Here is a 21,054-nt window from a genome sequence, read left to right as displayed (position 1 = left end):
CAGTGACTCCATTTCGGAAGGATCAATGCCATAGGTGCCTGACACCTGTGCGTCGGCCCGGGGCGCAGCATTATCCCGGTCAGAAATGATCGTGCCATGGCCTTTGGAGATTAGGCTGCCCGCAGCCCAGTGGCCAGTGAGTTTTAAGTTGCTGTGCACTCTCAAGCCAGAATAAACCGGCAAAACGGCACCATTGACCTTCACTGAATACTTCACACCCTCGGTCTGAACCACTCGAAGCGCGAAATTCTTTGGTAAGGCGATCCCAAGCATGTTGGCCTGGCGGCGAATGTCCAGGTGAATCAGCCGCTCGACCCATTGCAACTCCGTGAACATTTGACGATTCAGAATATTGACTGGCAAAACCAGTGTGTCAATAACGTACTCACAGAGGTATTCAGACTTGAATTGTGCATCAACGGACTCAGTTGTTCGCCTGAACTTGTTGGAGTCAAATATCTGGTTGACCATTTCACACAGCATGTGGGTGTATTGAACAGCCAAGCGTATTGCGGCTGGCCCAACAAATCGAATTCCCACGCTTTTTCGGGTGTGAAGAAAGCGAATCATCGCCATTGAGTCGTCATTGGCACGCTGTCCGTCGTTATACAACTGAGTGGTTTCAATCGCCCAATTAGGCTCATATTCACGAATTCGAAGGTCTGCGTGGGCAAGTACTGGTCCCACTTTGTTCGTGGATGTCGAGATGGGATGACCCTGTGAGTTGCATGCGAACAACTCAGATGGAAGTGAATCCAGTCCAGACTTTATCAACTCATGATTTTTGGCACTGAGTTTTCTGCGGAATGCCGGCGCTGACAAATGACGACGCAGCGTCCACTGGAGGGTCACAATTTTGGCGGTTTGCTTTTCTACGCTGTTGTTGGTGTGAAGAGTCAGCACGATAAATCCCAAGTCGTTTAATTACCGCCATTTAAGCAAACATTCGTTTCTTGGCAAGTTATAGACGCAAGACAGACATACTCGTTCGACTATCACACAGCGCAAAGATGCCTAAATGTAGGAAGAAATATGACATTGCCCATTTTATGACAACACGTCTTCATGCTGGTAGATCCGGACAGATTTGTACCCTGGCTGGGACATGGCCAACACCTGGCTGAAATGTACCAGGATTCCAGCGCGGTGATGGTTTCTCGCTTCTTGGACAAAATCATTAATCTGTTCAATCTTCGGAATTGGGTGAAAGGCCAATTCAATCGGGTCAGTTAGCGCGGCTTCGCCGGATGCACAGCGCCCAACAAGCTCGACATATTCAAGATCCATTTCGCCAAAGGCTTTCAGAATGAACTCGTCCATAGTTGCCAGATGCTCGACGATTTTAATCACCCTTCCATGACGAACCCTGGCCAGATGTTGAACACTGCCTGTGTAAGCCGTTGTAATCGAGGGGCGACTGTGGCCAAGTCTTTCACTCAGCTCCCTGCGAGCCTCCAACTGAGACTTGGTTGGAATGAGTAATCCACCCCTCACGGGAGATTTATCGCCCGTAAGCAATTCAAAAGTATCGTTAGCATATTGATGGCGCAATCCGTGGGCGGTCACCCCCAAGCCTCTTTGTTAATTCCCAGTTTTCTCAATACACGGTAAACACGGTCGCGGTTTTGGTTCAGGTTGCGCCGCGGGTTGCCCAGGGTGCCGTCTTTTCTTTTCACCTGTTTTTTGAGCCTTTCAATCACCTCCATTTGTTTCTCGGTCTCGATCGGCACAAGCCGGGGCCTTCTCCCTTGGTGCCGTCGATCACGTAGAGTTGCCCGCCCTGCGTGCTTGAATCCGTCAGCTTTTGCTGAGTCGCTTCAGCCAAACGAAGACCGAAAGCGCCAGCCAACTCAACAATATTTGCAACGAATTGATCCTCGGCTGCGATCATTGGCAGGATATCTTCCAGTTTTATATTTTTCGCAGACCACGATTTGTCCTCAATCGCAGTTTTGGAAACCACGACCTTTGTCGGGTCGCTCACGAGCTGTGCCGATTTGGGTACCAAGTGGCCCTTGCCGATGGCGCGCATCGCCACACGCAAAAATGACAAATAATTTTGAAGGGTAACTGGGGAAAGATTGTCATTTTCCCAATATTGCACCAATGCATGAATATGCTTTGCTTTAAATTGCTGTGGACTGGATACAGCGAAGCCCTTCGAGCGAAGTATCCCCACCGCGTGGACAAGACAGTCAAAGCGTGCCTCAATTGTTCGAAATGAGGCACGCTGGGATTTCAACTTCCCCGAGTGGTTCACCCGAGAGGTTCTGCTTTTATTCAGAAGGTGGTCATAAACGAATGCTCTCGTAGCATTACGCCATTCTGTAGTCTCAGTATTCATATAATTCCCGGTCTAGTACGTGAGTAACGAAGCCTGAACATGCAGGTACCGAACCATGCACATCCCCCACCCCTTTCGAGAATGGGCACCACAGCGCAAAGTGCCTGATGGTGAGTTTGTCTCTTTTGCGGTCATCACGGACAGCCACCAGGGTAAGAGACACCCCTAAAACACGCATTAGGCAAAGTAACCGCTCAGGTCTACTCGACTACCTGCCGGGTGTCCCGCCTACAAAAGGCAGCATCCACCAAGCCGTGGGAGCATGAACTCACCACAAAGGTACCTAATACAACAATTCCAATAGTTGCTCAGAAATGAACAACTCGATTTTTAACCCATGAACCAAATAAGCACTCGACGCGTAGGACACAAAAGCCAGTGCAGTTGGGATAAGACCAGGCGCACAAAGAACAGCACAACAGTGGTTTGCTCAAAGGCAAATACCGTTAACGCTGAACAGCGACGTGGACTCGAATCTAGAGCCTGTGGAAAGACTGGGTAAAAAAGAAAGATCGCAAAATTAAATCTGCTTGAAGCCGTATAGGCCGGGATACGCCTCGCACGATGGGAGACAAACTTTCTACTTGTGTAGATGAATCAAATTAACTGAAAAGATCAGCTCAAGAAGCGCGAATACCGAAGACTCGCGAACTGGTGCATCGGGAGATGCTTTGGTTGAAACCCCACATGTGGTTTAAAACCGCGTTGTGGGGGACGCTGCGCCAAGCGCATTAGTAAATGAAATGTAGCTGAAGAGAAGTTTCGATGCAACTGTTATTTTTGATGACAAAATCACGTTTATATTGGCTTTCACAATTGCTTGATTACTCGCTCAGCCTTACCCACAAAAGAATGTGGCCTTACTCTGTGTGGCTCCGTATTGCAAAAGATCATTCTCAAATGTAAGAAATTCGCATCAAAACCTTCTCTGATCGAGCCGCCGTTTCTTTTAGAAATGATTAAGGATTGAAGAGCTATGGTTTTGAAGATCTTTGGACAGGATTGTGTATTGGTTTGATGTCCGTTGCTTGACCAGACTGACTGAAAAATAGAATCAGGAAAAGTCGGTAACTTTGACGTCAATTCCCGGTAACTTTTTGATCAAGCTGCATCCGGCGTCCATGCGGCCATAAAAAGTCGGTAATTTTGACGTCAATTCCCGGTAACTTTTTAACCAAGTTGGATCCAAAGCGCAGGTGACCACGAAAAGTCAGTGAAATTGACGCTCTTTTGACCTAGATTTTTCTCGTTGTGACTGAAACGCCCGATTTTGAGCCTTTTGGATAGATTGGTGTTTTTTTTGCTCAAGGAAAATAGAGCCATTGGTAAACAAACAAAGGCAATTTATGGGCAAGGTTATTCAATCAGTTGATGTGGGTTCTGGGTTTACGAAGTACGTAACAAAACAAATTGGCAAGGATATTTCGTGCGCCCTATTCCCATCGGTGGCAAAAGCCGCTGTTGGTGGGCTCAAGTCTTTTCAAAAGACTGGAATTGGGGCCAAGCAAACCACCATTTGTGTTGAGGTTAAAGGCAACAAATATGAGGTCGGGCCCGATGTCGATGTCGTTGGCGCATCACGCCAGCTTGATGACAACTATTCCGCAAGTGCTGCCCATGAGGCGCTTCTGCTTGGAGCACTTTCTTTTGTAGGAAAGCAGAATATCGACCTCCTCATGCTCGGGTTGATAAGAAACACTAAACTTGCGTAAATCAAAAAGTGTGAAAGCCTAAAGGTGTTTTTAACCAGAGAAGGAAGTAAAGATGAATAGCAAATTGAAATTGATTTCTGCCAGCTTGATGGCGCTTGGTGCAAGTATCGCAATTTATGGATGCGGTGGTGGTGGGGGTGGTGGGTCGTCAGGTGGTGGTGCACCTGCAGCACCAGTCAATCTATCCGAGTATCGCTTGGATTCAAACAACAATCTTTTTCTGAACCGAAATAATGGTGAAGAAGTAGCAGCGATTGTGCTGAAGGAGTTGATGATCCAAGGCCAAGGCGTGAGTGGTAAAGGATTGGGTACACCTTTTGACAGTGGTGTGCTCTCAGGTGACAGTGAAACGCTGGGCATTGCCCATTATTTGGTTCGAACCTTTGAGTTTGCGCAGGCCAACTTTCCCAATACTGCGGCGAACTCTCCGTTTTGTGAGCCGGGTGGACCGTCGGTCCTGCCAGTTGTAGTCACGGACGAAAACGGTTCTACGAGCTATAACAATGGGGATAGCGTTAATTCGGGATCTTGCTCAAATGGAAGTTTGGACTTTGAAGGCGGGTATGGGGTGTCAGATCTGGTGTTTACAGGGACAGTCAGTGAAAACTCGGTTTACAGTGTTTCGGGAAGTTTTTTGATTGCTGGCTTGAATTCCGCTGGCAGTGACTTTTTGATTGAAAGCTCGGAGACTGGTTCAGTCAGCATCACCGGGAACGCTAGCAACCAAAAGGTTGTGGTGTTCAATGGGACCTACGGTACAGATTACTCAAATCTTGTTGGAGGTAGCTTCCAGCGTGCAGCTGGCAGTAGCCACCAGAATCGATCGATCACAGTGACCTACACGCCAGGAACGACCTACACAGTTTCAGGTGGTTATGATTTCGTGGGGAATTTTGATGCGATTTTTAATCAAACCAATTCCTCGTTTGAGTTTGATGTGAGGAATCTGGACATCGATGGATCGGCGGTTGACGGCAGTTTGACGAGTGGATCGTTCGAGGTGAATGGCGCCGGAAACACCAAACTTGTGTTTACCTTGAGAAATGATGGCACTCTGGTTTTCACCGCTGATGAAGATGGTAACGGCTCAGTAGACTTCACAAGCACAGCGCTGAATACAGATGCAACTGTTGGGCTGTTTGATTTTTAAGCGATCAACTAATATTAGTTTAGCTCTGATTAGGCGGGTGTAGTCCAGCGGCTCCATTTGTCGATGATGATCAAGGCACCCACTCTAGTGTTGTCCGTTTCATCGATTCAATTGTTTTGCATGCGCTTCTACAGAGAATCGCTTTAGCATTTTACAAGCCGTTGATGGTCTCTGCGAGAGCGCATTGCTATAGCTGCCGCCTTTGCTGCTAACCGATACTCAATGTCGGCCCCAGCAAGGCATGCACTGTCACGAATCGATTCGTATTGCGAACCCCTATCGCTGTGGTCTATCAGCGATTCGTTTCGGTCAGATTAGCGATCTCACAACACTTGTTTCAATGCGCCCTCTTCCACTTTAAGTCCCAAATCAGTAATTTATCTGACTAAGTTTTACGTTTGCAGATAAGTTGTCCGTGAGCAAAATCACTGATAGAGCAAAGGAAAAACCTATTCAAGAACATAAGCCCCCTGCCCTATTCAAGCTTGATAATTGGACTACCCCGTCTTTTATTGACAAAGCGAGGTGTTTCAAACTGTTTGAATGACTTTTTTAAGTCATTTAGATAGCGACCTATGCCGAGTGTTTATAGTATAAACATCTCGCCTTTCTTGGTTCTTGAGCTAACCTCTTTCCTATTCCCATTTTACCGCTTACTAAACGCACGTTACTCCCTAGCACTTTTATCAGCCTTTTAAATTCATAAACAACAATCATCATTGATTGTTACATGTCAACTTAAACTTATTATTTACAATATGTTATATTGGCAATATTAAAAGGTTTCCTCAAAGAAATAATGAAGACTGTTGAACGAATTGAACGCTCTGTGTCGTTGAAGAAAAGCGACGTACTGCTGCGCGCCGAATACGATTCGTTTGGCAGCGAGGCTCAGGTGTCCCGTGCCCTGAAAGAATTGGTTGAACGTGGCAAGTTGGTCAAACTGGGGCGCGGTGTGTACGCCAAGGCCAAGCCCAGTGTACTCACCGGCAAGGCAATCCCCATTAGACCACTTGAAAGCTTGGCACCCGAAGCATTGAAGAAGTTGGGTATTCAGACCACGCAAACTCAACAGGTCGAAGACTACAACAGTGGGAAATCAACACAGATTCCAGCAGGTATTGTTTTTAAGGTCGCACGTCGACGCATCACCCGCAAGCTGGGTTTCAATGGCAAAACCGTGAAGTTTGAGTTGGCATGAGATCGCTTTCCTCTGAACAAAAGGAGCTAATCGAAGCCCTCGTTGCAGAGTATGACCCTCGATACCCAGATATCACGCCAGGTCTTCTTGAGAAAGACGAACACCTCACAACAGCACTTCGAGCGTTGTTCAATCTACCCATACCCGGAGCGACTTTGGTGTTCTGTGGTGGCACAAGTCTGTCAAAAGCGTATCGACTCATTGATCGCATGTCTGAAGATGCGGACCTCAAAATCGTCTTGTCAGCAGACACTGTGTCCCAATCAAAAAATCAACAACAAAAGCAACTCAGCAAGTTCAAAGAACTGGTTTCAAACGAACTCACCAAAGAGGGGTTTTCAATCAGTCATTTGTCGGCACAAAACGAGAATCGCTACATCCGGATCGATCTGGAATATGCGCGAGCCTATCCAACAGCAGCAGGGCTCAGACCCCATTTGCAAATTGAACTGACGACAAAGCCCATTCGCCTGGATACGCAGACCCTTAACTTGAATTCCTTGACCAGGCAACTCCTGAATATGGAAGAGGGTGGTTTCGAGGTCGCGGTGTTGTCTCGCCCTGAAACACTTGCCGAAAAGATTCTTTCCTTTCTCCGCCGATTTGCACAGTATCGCGCTGGGTCTTTGAAGCACGAATGGGATCAAGCCCTGGTTCGCCACATCTACGACACCCATTGCATTGTTCAACACGCCCCAAATTCAGCAGCCGAAGCTCGCTCAATTTTTCACGCAATGATCGAAGATGAAAAAACGGATTGGGCGAATCAATTTCCAGAGTTTGCCCAGGACGCGCACACCGTACTGTTGAATTCTCTAGAAGCGGCGGAACAAGATACGCAAGTGAAGCGTGAGTATCAGAACAACCTGTTGCCATTGATTTACGGCAGCGTGAAACCCAATTTCGAAGTGGCATTCCGTGACTTCAAGCAAACCAGTCAATATCTGCTGGATTCCTTGGTTTAAATCAATCGAACAGGAAGCGATCTGAGTGTTTATAGTATAAACACCGCGAATTTGCTGCCTCTCGGGTCAATACAATAAAAAAGCCCCGAGTCCTAAAAGGTCGGGGCTTGATCGCAGAAGCAAAATTTAGGACTGTTTGGACGCTTGATACTGCTTTAAAAACAATGACGCCTCTTCTTCGTTTTCAAAGCTCAGCACCACACTGTTTTTACGACGATTGACCTCAGTCAAAGACCAGCCCCTCAAATCGACCTTGCGCTTCACAGCTTCAACCTTCGTCTTCGGGCTGGCATTGGATTGTGCGGATACAAATCCATTCAGGGCCTGCTGCCAGGTCTTTGCCGCAGAATCTTCACCCGCATCCTTGGCGAGATCGTTTGAACCGGCCAGAGTAGGGGACAGGCTGACAATTGCCGAGGAAGTGTTATCGATCATGCTCAACGCGGAGTCGGTGACCTTTGACAGCGCTGTACCTTTGACCTCTGAAAACAGCTTCACAAAACTCTTCAGTGCATTGGATCCCAATCGGACCCTTGCACTTTTCATCGCGACAACAACCTGGGCAGGCAACTGCTCCATCGACAAGACTTGTGAAATATATGCAGGGCTAAATCCGGTCTCTGTGGCCAACTGGCGAACAGATTTCGGCTCACCTTCACCGGCTTTCAAAATACGAAGCCCCTCAAAAATTTCAGCAATTCCCAACTCTGGCTGCAGCAGGTTAGAAATAAAAGCCGCCTTGGCCCCATCGTCTTTGAGATCAATGACATTGACTGGGACTGAGTGATGACCCAATTCCTTCATGGCTTGTAATCGGTTGTGACCGGCAACCGCCATGTAGGTGAACTTCGGATCGTCCGATTTTCTAACAGTAATTGGATTGAACAGACCATCGGACTCAATGCTCGTCTTCAGACGCTGAAATTCCGCTGGCGACAACGCACGTTTGTTGCTGGGATCAATACCAATGGCGGCAATGTCCACCTTTTGTTGTCCACTGTCCGAACCCAAAACTCCCATGGCCTTGTTCAACACGTCCATGCCACTCAGGGGCTTCACGGGTTTGGCCGGAGTTGGAGGGATAGGGGAGGGCGCAGTCGGAAGATCGTCATCCAAAAAGCGGCTCATCATGCCTTTTTTCGTCTTGTTATTCATTGTTCATCTCCCAATCTTTTCCCCAGGCTCGAATTAATTGAAGATCCACATGATCCACCAGTTCATCCATGCGGTCTTTGTATTTGCGAAACGCAGCATTGGAGCCAATGGCCTTAGTCTGGTCATACACCGTCATCAAACCAAAAGAAAAATTATCAACCGCTGCCGATTCAGGAATGCTGATGGTGGTCAAATGCTCGCCAAACGCTTTGGCCATCCACCCAGTAATCAAAGTGCTCATTTCCTTGGGCTTGACTCGGCTCGGCACCACACTGATGAAATCGAACTTTTTGTCTTTCACCGCAGGAATACCATCCTCGGCCGCGTCGTTCTCGGCCTGGGCTGGGGTGGATCCTAAAATCCCTTCGAACATCTGATAAACCAAACGCCAAAACTGAGTTGAGCTCGCAAAATCCACGGAGTTGGGCGGAATCGGCATGATGATGCCGTCGGCGCTAAAAATCATATTGAATGTGAGGTAATTCAAGGAAGGAGGGCAATCGATGATGATCGCATCGTAATCTTTCGCCAAATCCATCAAGCCTCGGTGCATCGCAGCCCAGAACTTGAAACTGCGGTCCTTAGAATATTTGGCTGGCAAATAAAAATCCGCACCATAAAGAGAAATGTTGGCGGGAATAAGATCCAAATTCTCCCAGTAGGTTTTTTTCACCGCATAACGAAGATCGGGCTGATCGCCGTACAAATAGGGCATCACTGTTGATTCATCATCAATATCCACATCAGGCGCCAAACCGGCAAGCTGAGTCAGAGTGCCCTGTGGGTCAGCGTCCAGCAACAATACTTTCCGAGCACCTCTCAAGGTCAAACCTTGGGCAATACAAAAAGAACTGGTGGTCTTCCCGGTACCGCCTTTGAACACCGTGGTACAAATAATGCGTCCACGCTCACCGTCTGGTCGTCTTGGCCGAGGATTGAATTTCTGGACATAAGCCAATGTTTCAGCCAAAGTGAAATGACGCGCATTGGATCCTTCTGGAATTTCACCTTCAGGTAAGCTATTGCCATCTTTAGAAGCCAGTTGATTGATCCGGCGACGATCCAGGTTCAACAAGTTGGCCAAGTGAGCGGAGCTGAAAGAGGGCGCTTGTTTGCGCGGTTCAGGTTCCAACAGTTTGGTTCGTACCGCATCCAGAACCTGTGAACTAGACACACTGAGCTCACCAATGTGTTCGAGGTCGTAATTGGTAATAGTTGACTTGGCCATAAACAATCCTGAGTTTGATCCCTTTCATTTTACCCGTTTTTTCGACATCAACGTAAAAAACGGGAAATTCTCAAGGAATGAGATTGCGCCTGAACTATTGGCAGCCACTCGATTCTTCAAAGATACAGTGCTCGAAAGTCACCTAATTTGCATAAAAAATCGATATCGCACTCATCCCAGACCCTTATAACGGTTTTTAGCGGCGCTTGTTTTGAATTTGAGCGTGATTGAATTTCCAGCAGGCATTAAGAATTTTTCTACTGTGGGTGATGTAACGAAAAATGCAGAGCCAAAGTCACTTGGTCCCTTTGGATTTAACAATTGTGTTTTTCAATAGAAATATGCTATCGACCGTTGGAATTTTAAATGCCCTGATCTCAAGATTTAACACTTTGAGAGCCACCGACCTGCCGAACGGGTGTTTTATCGCGTTTGGACAAGCACGATTGTCGGCCAGTGAGCTTCAGGCTTGCCTGACAGCGAACGGTAGCCCGATGCGCGATGAGCAAGAGGCTGGACTCGCAGCGAATCCGCATCCAGCGATGCTTTTTTTGAGAACAGGTGAACGTTGAGTCGCTGTATGTTATAGAAAGAGTTATAAATCGTTACAGTTTAAAAATCATGTTTAAGCTGTTGTTTTAGAAAGCGCTTTTTGAATTCTCTGTGGGTGATGTAACGATGGTTTGTGTGTGATGTACCGTGTTGTTTGTGGGTGATACCCCGTTTGTTTATCCCCGGTCGCATTGGGCTGCTTAAATTTTAAGCACTGTTACGGTGTGGATAACTGCTTAGAACCCTTTGCCAGCCTAGCTTTCTAGTTTTGTTGGTGGGTGATATACCGTGTGTATCGTGGGTGATGTAACGAGGTCATTCGTGGGTGATATACCGATAGCTGGACATAATTTCACGACAGCAGTCCTAAAAGCCGGTTTTTGTCTTTGGGTAGGAAAGTGACGTTGTCTCGATCATCCAAGGTGAAGAAAAAGTTGGGCAGGGCATTGTCTTTGGCAATTTCTTTAATCATCCGGCGAAATTCGCGCAGTTCAGCTTGGCTGCCACACTTTTCACGGAGCAATTCGAGCCCAATCTTCCAGCCGGACTGTTTACCCACATGCTTGCGAGCGATCTCGTAGAGACGCTTCTCAAGAGGTTTCCTGAGCTGGAAGTACGCTGAGTCGATGGTGAGGACTTCAAAGGCTTGTATCGCGTTATAGAGCCATTTGGACAGGGTGACTTCTACAGCGACCATCACGGATTTGTTGGGTGCCTTCTCAACAATCTTCCAGCTGTCCAGAATGCCAAATGATTCCTTGATCCGCTCTCCCCCGGTCCGTATGTCGGTCTTGATGCGGGTGCCAGACAACCTCTCCAGGCTTTCTTCCAGTCGCTTGTATTCTTTCCCGCCAGTGCTTTTATTGGTTTTGACCAAGTAGTCGTAGACACAGAAACGAATTGTGCGTCCCTTCGCATCCGGCCGCTCCAGATTCAGACCTTCGGTCATCTGAGAGACCAGAAAGATCAAAATGTCCTTGTCATGCTGCGTTGCGCGACCTTTGACGCTGGGCGTCACTTCAAGCGATTTGTTCCCATCTTTACTAACCCACTTCCACACGCGAAGGTCTGGTTTTGTGGCCAATGAGAAAATAGGGGCTTCCATTGAAGCACCATCGTCTTTCAAAGCATAGTCCAGCAGATCTGCGACGAACAAATCCCCATTCGGATGTTCCAGATCGTGCAAATTGGAACGGCGTAGCCGTCCACCAATGCGCATCAAAGCATTGTCCTCAACAGCCTCAACCGCTGTGGAAGGGTCAACCTCTTTGACTTCTCCGGCCTCAGTTTTCATTCGAGCAGCCTCAGCCAAGCGTTTGATACGCTCCGGAATGATGGGCTTGCTGACACGCTGGGGCATCTCAGAAAACAGTTCGGGTTGTGACTCTGGCTTGGTCATTGAATTCCAATGTATTGGTACTGACGCCAAACTGGCGACAGGCGCTGCAAGTGAGCGCGTATATATCGGCTAACTTTAACACTTTTGAAACGCGTTAGAAGCCCCCAAAGCACCCCGATCAAACGGGGCGCACGGCACCTTGATCTAATCAATTGCCCGGAAGATCAGGGCAGGGGGCATGACCGCTAGGTGATGTACCCTGGCAGCTCAAATAAGCGATTGAAGACCCAAAAATATTCAACGTGCCACTCAGAACCATGTGATACCTGTGAAACTCACACAAGTAAAACTTAGTGAGAAGGAAACCCCAAAACAAAGGGAGTTCTATTAACATTAACGCAAACAAACAAAAACCTTTGAAGGGAGTACTTCAACTTGCTAAAACCGAGTTCAATGCAACGCGTTAAAACAACTCTAAAGTTCGGTGTTGCTCTCGGAAGCGCACTTTCGGCGATCGGGGGATTAATAGGAGACTTCTTGGTCCCAATTGCCCCTTTCGCCTTGTATCTTTCAATTCTTGGTTTCTCACTGCTCGGCCTATCCATATTGGCCTATCTGATCAAGCCCGTGAAAGCCATATGTGCAGAGAGATTAGGCGAAATTTGGTACTCACCACTGTTCTGGCTGCTTTTTATTTTCAGTGGACTGACCTACGCAGCGCACTCAGTGTCCGACTCATCGAGTGGCAATGGCGTTTTGGCCGACAACATCGCAGTCGTCGGTGAATTACAAGAAATCGTCTTTCAACTTAAGCGCATAGCCGATGACAGCGAGCGTAGATCTCTTCTAGAAGAAGAGGAGCGCAATAGCGCGGCATATCGCCTATCCCAGCTGGGGTTTTCTCTAAGCCCAGACGGACTAGAGCGGGCAGTGCGGGAGAAGAACGAAAATGCCATGTCAATTTATATGGAGTCTGGCTTACTCATTCCTACAAAAAGTTTGATTTACCTTGTTGCTGAAGGCCTTGAAATCGAAGACATCTCAGCCTTGCTCTCACAGGGTTCTGTGAAGCTGGATCAGTTTTCTGAGGTGTATCAGTTCCCCTCAAGCTCTTACGATTATTCTGGATATGGAAAGGATAGCTTTTTTGAAAAACTACGGACTGACCTTCAAACCAAAGAAGACGACTACAACGACAGGTTGAAGAGCAACTATCGCGAAACCCGTATCAAGGAAATTACAAAAAGACTAAGAGAAATCGACTCAATTGATAAAAAACAAGGTTCGATTGATCAATCCAGCTCTGACAAGAAGCGACAGGCGGTAGCACAGAAGATCAACTTAAAAGTGGACAGTTGCTTGAAGGCATATTCAACTTGGTCGCCTGCTTTTCCAGGTTCATCAATGAAATCTGTGCCTGAGGATTGCAAGGGTTTAGTTGATTCGCAGGGTATGAAGAATGAATTTTTGATCAAACAGCAGATTGATTTGGAAATGCTTGAAAATTTCGACAATAACTACGTCGAGTCCACTTCACGCCAAGACACCATTAGGGAAAAATTCGACTTATCTCTCGAGTTGGATCACCTAAAGAGCAATCCTCAATTAGTGACGTATCCGGAATCCTTGAAACAGGAGCTGACTGCAAACCTGACTGTAATGTCTGTTGTAGAAAAGCAGAAACGAGAGAATTTATTGCAAAAGCTGAAGGCGCTTGGCATCCAAACCAAGCCCATTTGTTCGATTGAAACTGAATCGGGTGTTTGTATTAAGAATAGGTCCTGATCTGGACGCTCAATCATCCAGATTATTTTGAGCGGAAAGATGCTGCTATTGCGAAATAGCAGCGCCTCGGTATAATCAAGCCACCGCACAAGTCGATGCGAGCTGCCCACCTTGGCTCATCTGGTTCGCCGGAACGACATTTATTCTCTAGTTTTGCAAACGTCTATCAGGCAGGCTTCGCCGCGCAAAGCTGCGCCAACAGGCAAGCCCCGAGAACATTGACCTGCGCACGCAACGCGGGCTGGATAAATCCCTCATCAACAAACTGCTCAACTGCCAATGGATTGATGAACACCAAAACATTGTGCTCACTGGCCCCACGGGAGTGGGCAAGACGTACCTTGCCTGCGCACTGGCCACTCAGGCCGCACGCCATGGGTGCAGCGTGCTGTATTACCGCTTGCCGCGCTTACTGGAGGAGCTTGCCATTGCGCGAGCAGACGGACGGTATGTGAAGGTGTTGGCCCAGTTGAGGGTCGGCAGGGATTCATGTAAAAAACCGCAGAAACAGGCTTAAGTCCCTGTCACAGTTGGGTTTTTATCATTCCTCTGTGTCATTTTTTCTGCCCCTTCAACAGGGTCTTTCGCGGACGCATCAGGACTGGGCACCGTAGCGCTGAAACGCTCCAGCATGCTGCCGGTGGTGCGCAGTTCCAGCAGCAAGGTGTACCAGCTGGTGCCAGCCCGGGCCAGGGCGTCGTCGGAATCCCAGCGGCCGATGCACTGAAATCCCAAGCGCTCGAACAGCAGCTGGATCTCTTCGGCGGTGTAGCCCTGGAACAGCCGACCACTGGTATCGCGCTGCTCCACCAGGTTGTCTCCACGGGTCAGTGGCAGGGACAGCAGCAGGCGGCCGTGCGGGTTGAGCAGCGCACGGATGGCCAGCGCAGCATCGAACAGTTGGTGGTCTGGAACGTGCATCAGGACTGCGCTGCAGAGGATCCCATCGAACTTGCCATCAAAGGGCATGCCCAGCTCGGGCAGCGCTGCGCTAGCAAGCCGGTTTTCAAGCTCGGGGTGGGCGACCTTGGCCGCCGCGCGCAGACCGTCCGTGGGCTCCACGCCGTAGGCTTCGTAGCCGCTCTTGAGGAGGTGCGCCAAGTCACGACCAGATCCTGCCCCGATATCAAGCAACCGGGCCCCTGGCACAAATGCCAGCGGGAAGTACTTGGCCACAGGGCTGCCCACCGATTCGTACCGGGTGGCTATGTCCTGGGCGTTGTCTTCGTAGAAGCGAGCCGTCGATGCGTCCATGGAGCGGTCACTCAGAAGGGTTATGTAGGGGTCGTCTCAGAAAACGGAAAATAAAGCACGTTAAGCCGGTTGCAGCGGTCGTAATGGCCTGAACTTCCCCGCGCCGACCTTGGCGCTGCTGCGCCAGAGGTAATCGCCAGTCAGATTGATGTGCTCCCAGCCGAGCGGCGACAGGTACTGCAACTGCGCGTCATCGACGGCATGACCATTGCCGCGCAGCGCATGTGTCGCCCGCTCCAAGTAGACCGTGTTCCACAGCACAACGGCCGCCGTCACCAGGTTGAGGCCACTGGCCCGGTAGCGCTGCTGCTCAAAGCTGCGGTCGCGGATTTCGCCCAGCCTGTTGAAGAACACTGCGCGGGCTAGCGCGTTGCGCGCTTCGCCCTTGTTCAACCCGGCATGCACGCGGCGGCGCAACTCTACGCTTTGCAGCCAGTCGAGGATAAACAGCGTGCGCTCGATGCGCCCCAGCTCGCGCAGGGCGACAGCCAAGCCGTTCTGGCGTGGGTAGCTGCCGAGCTTGCGCAGCATCAGCGAGGCCGTCACCGTGCCCTGTTTGATCGAGGTAGCCAGCCGCAGGATTTCATCCCAGTGGGCACGGACGTGCTTGATGTTGAGTGTGCCGCCGATCATCGGCTTCAGAGCGTCATAGACGATTTCGCCCTTTGGAATATAGAGTTTGGTGTCGCCCAGGTCGCGGATGCGCGGTGCAAAGCGGAAGCCTAGCAGGTGCATCAAGGCGAAGACGTGATCGGTGAAGCCCGCCGTGTCCGTGTAGTGTTCCTCGATGCGCAAGTCGGACTCGTGGTACAGCAGGCCGTCAAGCACATAGGTCGAGTCGCGCACGCCGACATTGACCACCTTGGTGTGAAACGGCGCGTACTGGTCGGAGATATGGGTGTAGAAGGTTCGCCCTGGACTGCTGCCATATTTCGGGTTGATGTGGCCGGTACTCTCGGCCTTGCTGCCAGTTCGGAAGTTCTGGCCGTCCGACGATGACGTGGTGCCGTCGCCCCAGTGCCCGGCGAAGGGATGCCGGAATTGGGCGTTGACCAATTCAGCCAACGCTGTCGAATAGGTTTCGTCGCGGGTATGCCAGGCTTGCAGCCAGGCGAGCTTGGCGTAGGTCGTGCCGGGGCACGACTCGGCCATCTTGGTCAGGCCCAGGTTGATCGCGTCGGCCAGTATGGTGGTCAACAGCAGGTTCTTGTCCTTGGCCGGGTCGCCTGATTTCAAGTGCGTAAAGTGCCGGGTGAAGCCCGTCCACTCATCGACTTCGAGCAGCAGCTCGGTGATCTTGACGTGCGGCAGAATCATCGCCGTCTGATCGATCAATGCCTGCGCGGTGTCGGGCACCGCAGCATCCAGCGGCGTGATCTTCAAGCCCGATTCGGTGATGATGGCGTCCGGCAGGTCGTTCGCTACCGCCATGCGGTTGACCGTGGCAAGTTGCGCTTCCAGCAGTTCCAAGCGCTCGCTCAGGTACTGGTCGCAATCGGTGGCCACGGCCAGCGGCAATTCGCTGGACCGCTTGAGGCTGGCGAATTTTTCGGGAGGCACCAGGTAGTCCTCGAAGTCTTTGAACTGCCGTGAACCTTGCACCCAGATGTCGCCCGAGCGCAGCAAGTTTTTCAACTCCGACAACGCACACAGTTCGTAGTAGCGTCGGTCGATGCCGGCGTCGGTCATCACCAGCTTTTCCCAGCGTTTCTTGATGAAGTCGGTCGGTGCATCAGCGGGCACCTTACGGGCATTGTCGGTGTTCATTCCGCGCAGCACCTCAATGGCGTCGAGCACGTTCTTGGCAGCGGGCGCGGCTCGCAGTTTAAGAACAGCGAGGAATTCTGGCGCGTAGCGGCGCAAGGTAGCGTAACTCTCGCCAATGCGGTGAAGGAAATCGAAGTCCTCGGGCTGGGCGAGCGTCTGCGCTTCGGTGACGCTTACAGCGAACGCATCCCAGGACATGACGGCCTCAATGGCAGCGAATGGGTCGCCACCCGATTGCTTGGCGTCGATCAGCGCCTGGCCGATGCGTCCGTACAAGCGCACCTTGGCGTTGATGGCTTTGCCGGATGCCTGGAACAGCTGCTGATGCTTGTTCTTAGCCGCATTGAACAGCTTGCCCAGGATGCGATCGTGCAGGTCGATGATTTCATCGGTGACGGTGGCCATGCCCTCAATGGCCAGTGCCACGAGGGTGGCGTAGCGTCGTTGCGGCTCGAACTTGGCCAGGTCGGCGGGCGTCATCTGGCCGCCCTCGCGGGCGATTTTGAGTAGCCGGTTCTGGTGAACCAGCCGCTCGATGCCGGTAGGCAGGTTGAGCGCCTGCCAGGCTTTCAGGCGCTCGATGTGTTCCAGCATGTGCCGGGAATTCGGTTTGGCGGGCGACTGGCGCAGCCATGCCAGCCAGGTCGTTTTGCCGTTGTCGCGGCGTTTCAGCAGTTCATCGAGTCGATGGCGATGCCCGTTAGACAACGGTTCGGACAAGGTTTCGTAGATGTGCCGATTGGCGCGGGTGATGGCCTCGGCGCTGGCGCGCTCGATGGCGTTGAGCACGGGCAGAATGATCGACTGTCGCCGTAGATGCTCAATCAAGGCGCTGGCCAGCACGATCCCCTTGTCGGTTTGCATGGCCAGCTCGGTCAGCGTGTGGACGGCCTGCCGGTAGTGGCTCATGGTGAACGGCTGGAAGCCGAATACCGTTTGCAGCTCGACCAGGTGTTCGCGCCGGGTCTGCTCCCGCTGCCCGTAGTCGTCCCAGCTTTCGACTGGCACTTTGAGCTGCGACGCCACGATGCGCAGCAAAGGCGGAAATGGCAGCTCATCAGCGCCCAGGATGACACCGGGGAATCGCAGGTAGCAAAGCTGAACGGCGAAGCCCAGCCGATTCGCAGGCCCGCGCCGCTGACGGATAACCGACAGGTCGGTTTCGCTGAACGTGTAGTACCGGATTAGATCGTCTTTGGCATCGGGCAATGCCAGCAAGCTTTCGCGCTCGGTGGCGGACAGAATGGACCGACGCGGCATGCTCAGGACTCGCGCAGGTACTGGTACAACGTTTCACGGCTGATGCCGAAATCTCTGGCGATCAGGGCCTTTTGCTCGCCCGCTGCGACGCGCCGTTTCAGTTCGGCAATTTGCTCATCGTTCAATGACTTCTTGCGGCCCCGATACGCGCCCCGTTGCCGGGCGAGCGCGATGCCTTCGCGCTGCCGTTCGCGGATCAAGGCCCGCTCAAACTCGGCAAACGCGCCCATGACAGACAACATCAAATTCGCCATTGGCGAGTCCTCGCCGGTGAAGGCCAGACTTTCCTTGACGAATTCGATGCGCACGCCGCGCTTGGTCAGACCCTGCACGACGCGGCGCAAGTCATCCAGGTTGCGCGCCAGCCGATCCATGCTGTGAACCACCACGGTGTCGCCTTCGCGCACGAAGGCGAGCAACCTTTCCAGCTCGGGACGCTGCGTGTCCTTGCCGGATGCCTTGTCGGTGAACACCCGCGCCACCTGAACCCCCTCCAATTGCCGTTCCGGGTTCTGGTCGAAGCTGCTGACGCGAACGTAGCCGATGCGTTGACCGTACAAAGTGTCTCCAAGGGTGATGTGTCAAGTTGAAATCTATTACTCTTGATTGATTGTGTCAATAAATAGAATATTTGACTCTATCCTGACGTGATTCCAGCCTCTCCCCTGACGTTGCGTTAGGGTATAGCCTATTGGGACAGTCACTTAGTCAATATGTACCCATGATGCAGAAATATCATCGGTGAAAAAGCAACCCACCATAATATCCACATTTCCGGTATAATAGAAATCTCGAATCAAAGCGCTTAGCAGAACGACATCGCCATGGATACCAAAAGAGCATTATCAGCCCTCGCGGCGCTCGCCCAGGATTCTCGACTGGCAGTATTTCGTCTGTTGGTCCAAGCGGGTCCTGATGGAGGTATGGCCGCAAGCAAGATCGCGGAGGCATTGGGCATTCCCTCGTCATCGCTGTCGTTTCACTTGAAGGAGCTGACGCATGCAAATTTGATCAGCCCTCGCCAGGACGGCCGCTACATTATATATACCGCGCGGTTCCAGACGATGAATGACCTCTTAGAATTCCTGACCAAGAACTGTTGCAGCGGGCAGCCCTGCGACTTGGTTTGCATCCCTGAATCTGAGTCGGTGCACGTGTAGCCCTTCGCCCGACTATTCAAGCCCAGTCATCCCGATTCTCAAATACATTGGACAACACATGAACATCTTATTTCTCTGCACAGGTAACTCGTGCCGTTCGGTATTAAGTGAAGCTATCTTCAATCACCTCGCTCCAGAAGGCCTGAAGGCGATCAGTGCTGGAAGCCAGCCCATCGGAAGGTTGCACCCACGGGCGGTCGCTTTGCTTCAGGAGAAGGGGATTTCCACTGAGGGCTATTACAGCAAATCGTGGAACCACTTGCCCGTCACCCCGGATATTGTTGTCACTGTTTGCGGAAGCGCCGCAGGTGAAACGTGCCCCGCTTATCTCGGCCCTGTCTTACGGACCCACTGGGGTGTTGAAGATCCGGGGCATGTGGTCGGTACCGAAGACGAGATAACTAGCGCATTTGAAAAAACTTACTCTATCATTCGCGCGCGGATTGAAGCTTTTTTGGCGCTGCCTTTGACAGAATTGCAGGGTGATAAAGCTAGGTTTAAAGCCGAGCTGGATCGCATCGGCACATTGCTGGCCTGAACTTGGGCCGAATAAGTCCACAACGGCAGCAACATCCCTCAAAGTATTGCACCCGCGGCCGTCAGGCAGGCAAACGATTTCATATTCGCATTTTAAGGACATTCAGTGCTCATCGCATTTCTGATCTTCCTCATCACCCTCATCTTCGTCATCTGGCAACCGCGCGGACTGGGGATTGGCTGGAGCGCAGCCGCCGGCGCGGTTGTGGCGCTGCTCGCTGGCGTCATTCAGGTCTCGGATATTCCCGTGGTTTGGGACATTGTCTGGAACGCCACGGGCACTTTCGTTGCCGTCATCATCATCAGCTTGCTGCTCGACAAAGCCGGCTTCTTCGAATGGGCCGCCTTGCACGTAGCGCGTTGGGGTAAGGGAAACGGCAAACGCCTCTTCACTTTGCTAGTGCTCCTCGGAGCCGCTGTTGCCGCGCTTTTCGCCAATGACGGTGCGGCGCTGATCCTCACCCCGATCGTGATCGCCATGTTGCGGGCGCTGCGTTTCTCAGTGAAGGCAATGCTAGCTTACGTGATGGCGGCTGGCTTCATCGCCGATACGGCTAGTCTGCCTCTGGTGGTATCAAACCTGGTCAACATCGTCTCCGCTGATTACTTTGATATCAGCTTCGCACGCTATGCGGCTGTGATGGTGCCCGTAAATCTAGTTGCAGTGGTGGCGACCTTGGGAGTACTAATCTGGTTTTTTCGTAAAGACATCCCAGCTAACTACGATCTCTCGCAGTTGAAACGTCCCGAGGAAGCGATTCACGACCGCGCTACCTTCGTGACCGGGTGGTGGGTGCTGGGCCTGCTCCTGATAGGATTCTTCGGGCTCGAACAGTTGGGCGTGCCAATTAGTGCAGTGGCGGCGGCAGGTGCCGTTCTTTTGCTGGTGGTGGCTGCACGCGGACACAAAATTTCAACTCGCGAAGTGATAAGCAATGCGCCGTGGCAGGTTGTCGTATTCTCTCTCGGGATGTACTTGGTAGTCTACGGGCTGCGCAATGCAGGCTTGACTGGCTACCTGACGGCGGTCCTAAATCAATGCGCAAGCTACGGCGTCTGGGGCGCGGCGCTCGGCACCGGCTTTATTACCGCCATCCTCTCATCGATCATGAACAACATGCCGACAGTGCTGATCGGTGCGCTCTCAATTGACGCCACGACGTCCAGTGGAGTGGTGCGAGAGGCGATGATTTACGCAAATGTAATCGGAAGTGATCTGGGACCGAAAATTACCCCAATCGGCAGCTTGGCCACCTTGCTCTGGTTGCACGTGTTATCCAGTAAGGACATCCAGATTTCGTGGGGCTATTACTTCCGTGTCGGGATTGTACTTACCTTACCGGTATTGCTGGTGACCTTAGCCGCCCTCGCGCTGCGCCTTTCATAATGGAGAACACCATGTCCGTCACGATTTATCACAATCCCGATTGCGGCACCTCACGCAATACACTGGCACTGATCCGCAATGCTGGAATTGAGCCGCTCATTATCGAGTATTTGAAACAGCCGCCCGATCGGACCACCCTCGCAGGCTTGATCGCCAGCAGCGGGCTACAGGTCAGGGATGCAGTTCGCCAGAAAGGCACCCCATATGCGGAGTTGGGCCTGGATAGGCCGTCAACGACTGACGACCAGCTGATCGATG

General features: G+C 51.3%; 19 protein-coding genes. 10 read left to right on the top strand and 9 right to left on the bottom strand.

Going from position 1 to position 21,054, the window contains the following annotated elements:
* The 3 genes from BSZ31_RS16835 to BSZ31_RS04335 form a co-directional block, all read right to left on the bottom strand.
* On the bottom strand, positions 1-903 hold a 903-nt coding region (locus BSZ31_RS16835; RefSeq protein ID WP_168426844.1), incomplete at its 3' end, for a hypothetical protein.
* Between the two features lie 144 nt (positions 904-1,047).
* On the bottom strand, positions 1,048-1,566 hold the full coding sequence (locus BSZ31_RS04340; RefSeq protein WP_105027704.1) for a hypothetical protein: 519 nt from the start codon (positions 1,564-1,566) through the stop codon (positions 1,048-1,050).
* Between the two features lie 130 nt (positions 1,567-1,696).
* Positions 1,697-2,242: a phage integrase N-terminal domain-containing protein gene (locus BSZ31_RS04335; protein WP_168426843.1), complete on the bottom strand. Its 546-nt coding sequence runs from the start codon at positions 2,240-2,242 to the stop codon at positions 1,697-1,699.
* A 1,424-nt stretch (positions 2,243-3,666) separates the two neighbouring features.
* Here BSZ31_RS04335 and BSZ31_RS04330 point away from each other — a divergent pair.
* The 4 genes from BSZ31_RS04330 to BSZ31_RS04315 all read left to right on the top strand — a co-directional run bounded on the left by BSZ31_RS04330 (position 3,667) and on the right by BSZ31_RS04315 (position 7,372).
* Positions 3,667-4,056: a hypothetical protein gene (locus tag BSZ31_RS04330; RefSeq protein ID WP_105027702.1), complete on the top strand. Its 390-nt coding sequence runs from the start codon at positions 3,667-3,669 to the stop codon at positions 4,054-4,056.
* Between the two features lie 52 nt (positions 4,057-4,108).
* The gene (locus tag BSZ31_RS04325; RefSeq protein ID WP_105027701.1) at positions 4,109-5,206 is read left to right on the top strand and encodes a hypothetical protein; all 1,098 of its coding nucleotides are present in this window, start codon (positions 4,109-4,111) and stop codon (positions 5,204-5,206) included.
* 799 nt (positions 5,207-6,005) lie between these two features.
* Positions 6,006-6,407 carry a DUF6088 family protein gene (locus BSZ31_RS04320; RefSeq protein ID WP_105027700.1) on the top strand — a complete coding sequence of 134 codons (402 nt, stop codon included), beginning with the start codon at positions 6,006-6,008 and terminating at the stop codon, positions 6,405-6,407.
* On the top strand, positions 6,404-7,372 hold the full coding sequence (locus BSZ31_RS04315) for a nucleotidyl transferase AbiEii/AbiGii toxin family protein (RefSeq protein WP_105027699.1): 969 nt from the start codon (positions 6,404-6,406) through the stop codon (positions 7,370-7,372). Before BSZ31_RS04320 ends, BSZ31_RS04315 begins: the two co-directional genes overlap by 4 nt.
* A gap of 126 nt (positions 7,373-7,498) precedes the next feature.
* Here BSZ31_RS04315 and BSZ31_RS04310 read toward each other — a convergent pair whose 3' ends face one another.
* The 3 genes from BSZ31_RS04310 to BSZ31_RS04295 all read right to left on the bottom strand — a co-directional run bounded on the left by BSZ31_RS04310 (position 7,499) and on the right by BSZ31_RS04295 (position 11,601).
* Complete coding sequence (locus tag BSZ31_RS04310; RefSeq protein WP_255411442.1) at positions 7,499-8,392, bottom strand: ParB/RepB/Spo0J family partition protein; 894 nt, start codon at positions 8,390-8,392, stop codon at positions 7,499-7,501.
* A 127-nt stretch (positions 8,393-8,519) separates the two neighbouring features.
* Positions 8,520-9,755, bottom strand: coding sequence for an AAA family ATPase (locus tag BSZ31_RS04305; protein ID WP_105027697.1), 1,236 nt, complete (start codon positions 9,753-9,755; stop codon positions 8,520-8,522).
* A gap of 904 nt (positions 9,756-10,659) precedes the next feature.
* The gene (locus BSZ31_RS04295; protein ID WP_105029741.1) at positions 10,660-11,601 is read right to left on the bottom strand and encodes a replication initiator protein A; all 942 of its coding nucleotides are present in this window, start codon (positions 11,599-11,601) and stop codon (positions 10,660-10,662) included.
* 582 nt (positions 11,602-12,183) lie between these two features.
* Between BSZ31_RS04295 and BSZ31_RS04290 the strand changes: the two genes are divergently transcribed.
* Both BSZ31_RS04290 and BSZ31_RS17755 read left to right on the top strand, forming a co-directional pair.
* On the top strand, positions 12,184-13,431 hold the full coding sequence (locus BSZ31_RS04290) for a hypothetical protein (protein ID WP_168426841.1): 1,248 nt from the start codon (positions 12,184-12,186) through the stop codon (positions 13,429-13,431).
* 190 nt (positions 13,432-13,621) lie between these two features.
* Positions 13,622-13,948: an ATP-binding protein gene (locus BSZ31_RS17755; protein ID WP_105027694.1), complete on the top strand. Its 327-nt coding sequence runs from the start codon at positions 13,622-13,624 to the stop codon at positions 13,946-13,948.
* Here BSZ31_RS17755 and BSZ31_RS04280 read toward each other — a convergent pair.
* The 3 genes from BSZ31_RS04280 to BSZ31_RS04270 are packed head-to-tail and all read right to left on the bottom strand — an operon-like array spanning position 13,945 to position 18,272.
* Positions 13,945-14,685: a bifunctional 2-polyprenyl-6-hydroxyphenol methylase/3-demethylubiquinol 3-O-methyltransferase UbiG gene (locus BSZ31_RS04280; protein ID WP_059414616.1), complete on the bottom strand. Its 741-nt coding sequence runs from the start codon at positions 14,683-14,685 to the stop codon at positions 13,945-13,947. The genes BSZ31_RS17755 and BSZ31_RS04280 overlap by 4 nt on opposite strands.
* Before the next feature lie 60 nt (positions 14,686-14,745).
* On the bottom strand, positions 14,746-17,712 hold the full coding sequence (locus BSZ31_RS04275) for a Tn3 family transposase (protein ID WP_105027693.1): 2,967 nt from the start codon (positions 17,710-17,712) through the stop codon (positions 14,746-14,748).
* A 2-nt stretch (positions 17,713-17,714) separates the two neighbouring features.
* On the bottom strand, positions 17,715-18,272 hold the full coding sequence (locus BSZ31_RS04270) for a recombinase family protein (RefSeq protein ID WP_105027692.1): 558 nt from the start codon (positions 18,270-18,272) through the stop codon (positions 17,715-17,717).
* A 264-nt stretch (positions 18,273-18,536) separates the two neighbouring features.
* Between BSZ31_RS04270 and BSZ31_RS04265 the strand changes: the two genes are divergently transcribed.
* The 4 genes from BSZ31_RS04265 to BSZ31_RS04250 all read left to right on the top strand — a co-directional run.
* On the top strand, positions 18,537-18,872 hold the full coding sequence (locus tag BSZ31_RS04265) for a helix-turn-helix transcriptional regulator (protein WP_105027691.1): 336 nt from the start codon (positions 18,537-18,539) through the stop codon (positions 18,870-18,872).
* A 58-nt stretch (positions 18,873-18,930) separates the two neighbouring features.
* Positions 18,931-19,410: an arsenate reductase ArsC gene (locus BSZ31_RS04260; protein ID WP_105027690.1), complete on the top strand. Its 480-nt coding sequence runs from the start codon at positions 18,931-18,933 to the stop codon at positions 19,408-19,410.
* Between the two features lie 105 nt (positions 19,411-19,515).
* Positions 19,516-20,796 (top strand): arsenic transporter, encoded by a 1,281-nt coding sequence (locus tag BSZ31_RS04255; protein ID WP_105027689.1) that lies wholly within the window; start codon positions 19,516-19,518, stop codon positions 20,794-20,796.
* An 11-nt stretch (positions 20,797-20,807) separates the two neighbouring features.
* Positions 20,808-21,054, top strand: a 247-nt coding sequence (locus BSZ31_RS04250; RefSeq protein ID WP_369907258.1) for an ArsC/Spx/MgsR family protein, incomplete at its 3' end; no start/stop codon positions are given.

The sequence above is a fragment of the Limnobacter sp. SAORIC-690 genome (genome assembly GCF_002954425.1).
GTDB lineage: Bacteria > Pseudomonadota > Gammaproteobacteria > Burkholderiales > Burkholderiaceae_B > Limnobacter > Limnobacter profundi.
The sequence above is the reverse complement of the archived record's forward strand: the minus strand, read 5'-3'. Positions and strand labels throughout refer to the sequence as shown.

Coding starts and splice junctions, on each gene's coding strand:
- BSZ31_RS04325 (WP_105027701.1), top strand. CDS start 4,109: ATGAATAGCAAATTGAAATTGATTTCTGCCAGCTTGATGGCGCTTGGT.
- BSZ31_RS04320 (WP_105027700.1), top strand. CDS start 6,006: ATGAAGACTGTTGAACGAATTGAACGCTCTGTGTCGTTGAAGAAAAGC.
- BSZ31_RS04315 (WP_105027699.1), top strand. CDS start 6,404: ATGAGATCGCTTTCCTCTGAACAAAAGGAGCTAATCGAAGCCCTCGTT.
- BSZ31_RS04310 (WP_255411442.1), bottom strand. CDS start 8,392: ATGGGAGTTTTGGGTTCGGACAGTGGACAACAAAAGGTGGACATTGCC.
- BSZ31_RS04305 (WP_105027697.1), bottom strand. CDS start 9,755: ATGGCCAAGTCAACTATTACCAATTACGACCTCGAACACATTGGTGAG.
- BSZ31_RS04295 (WP_105029741.1), bottom strand. CDS start 11,601: ATGAAAACTGAGGCCGGAGAAGTCAAAGAGGTTGACCCTTCCACAGCG.
- BSZ31_RS04280 (WP_059414616.1), bottom strand. CDS start 14,685: ATGGACGCATCGACGGCTCGCTTCTACGAAGACAACGCCCAGGACATA.
- BSZ31_RS04275 (WP_105027693.1), bottom strand. CDS start 17,712: ATGCCGCGTCGGTCCATTCTGTCCGCCACCGAGCGCGAAAGCTTGCTG.
- BSZ31_RS04265 (WP_105027691.1), top strand. CDS start 18,537: ATGGATACCAAAAGAGCATTATCAGCCCTCGCGGCGCTCGCCCAGGAT.
- BSZ31_RS04260 (WP_105027690.1), top strand. CDS start 18,931: ATGAACATCTTATTTCTCTGCACAGGTAACTCGTGCCGTTCGGTATTA.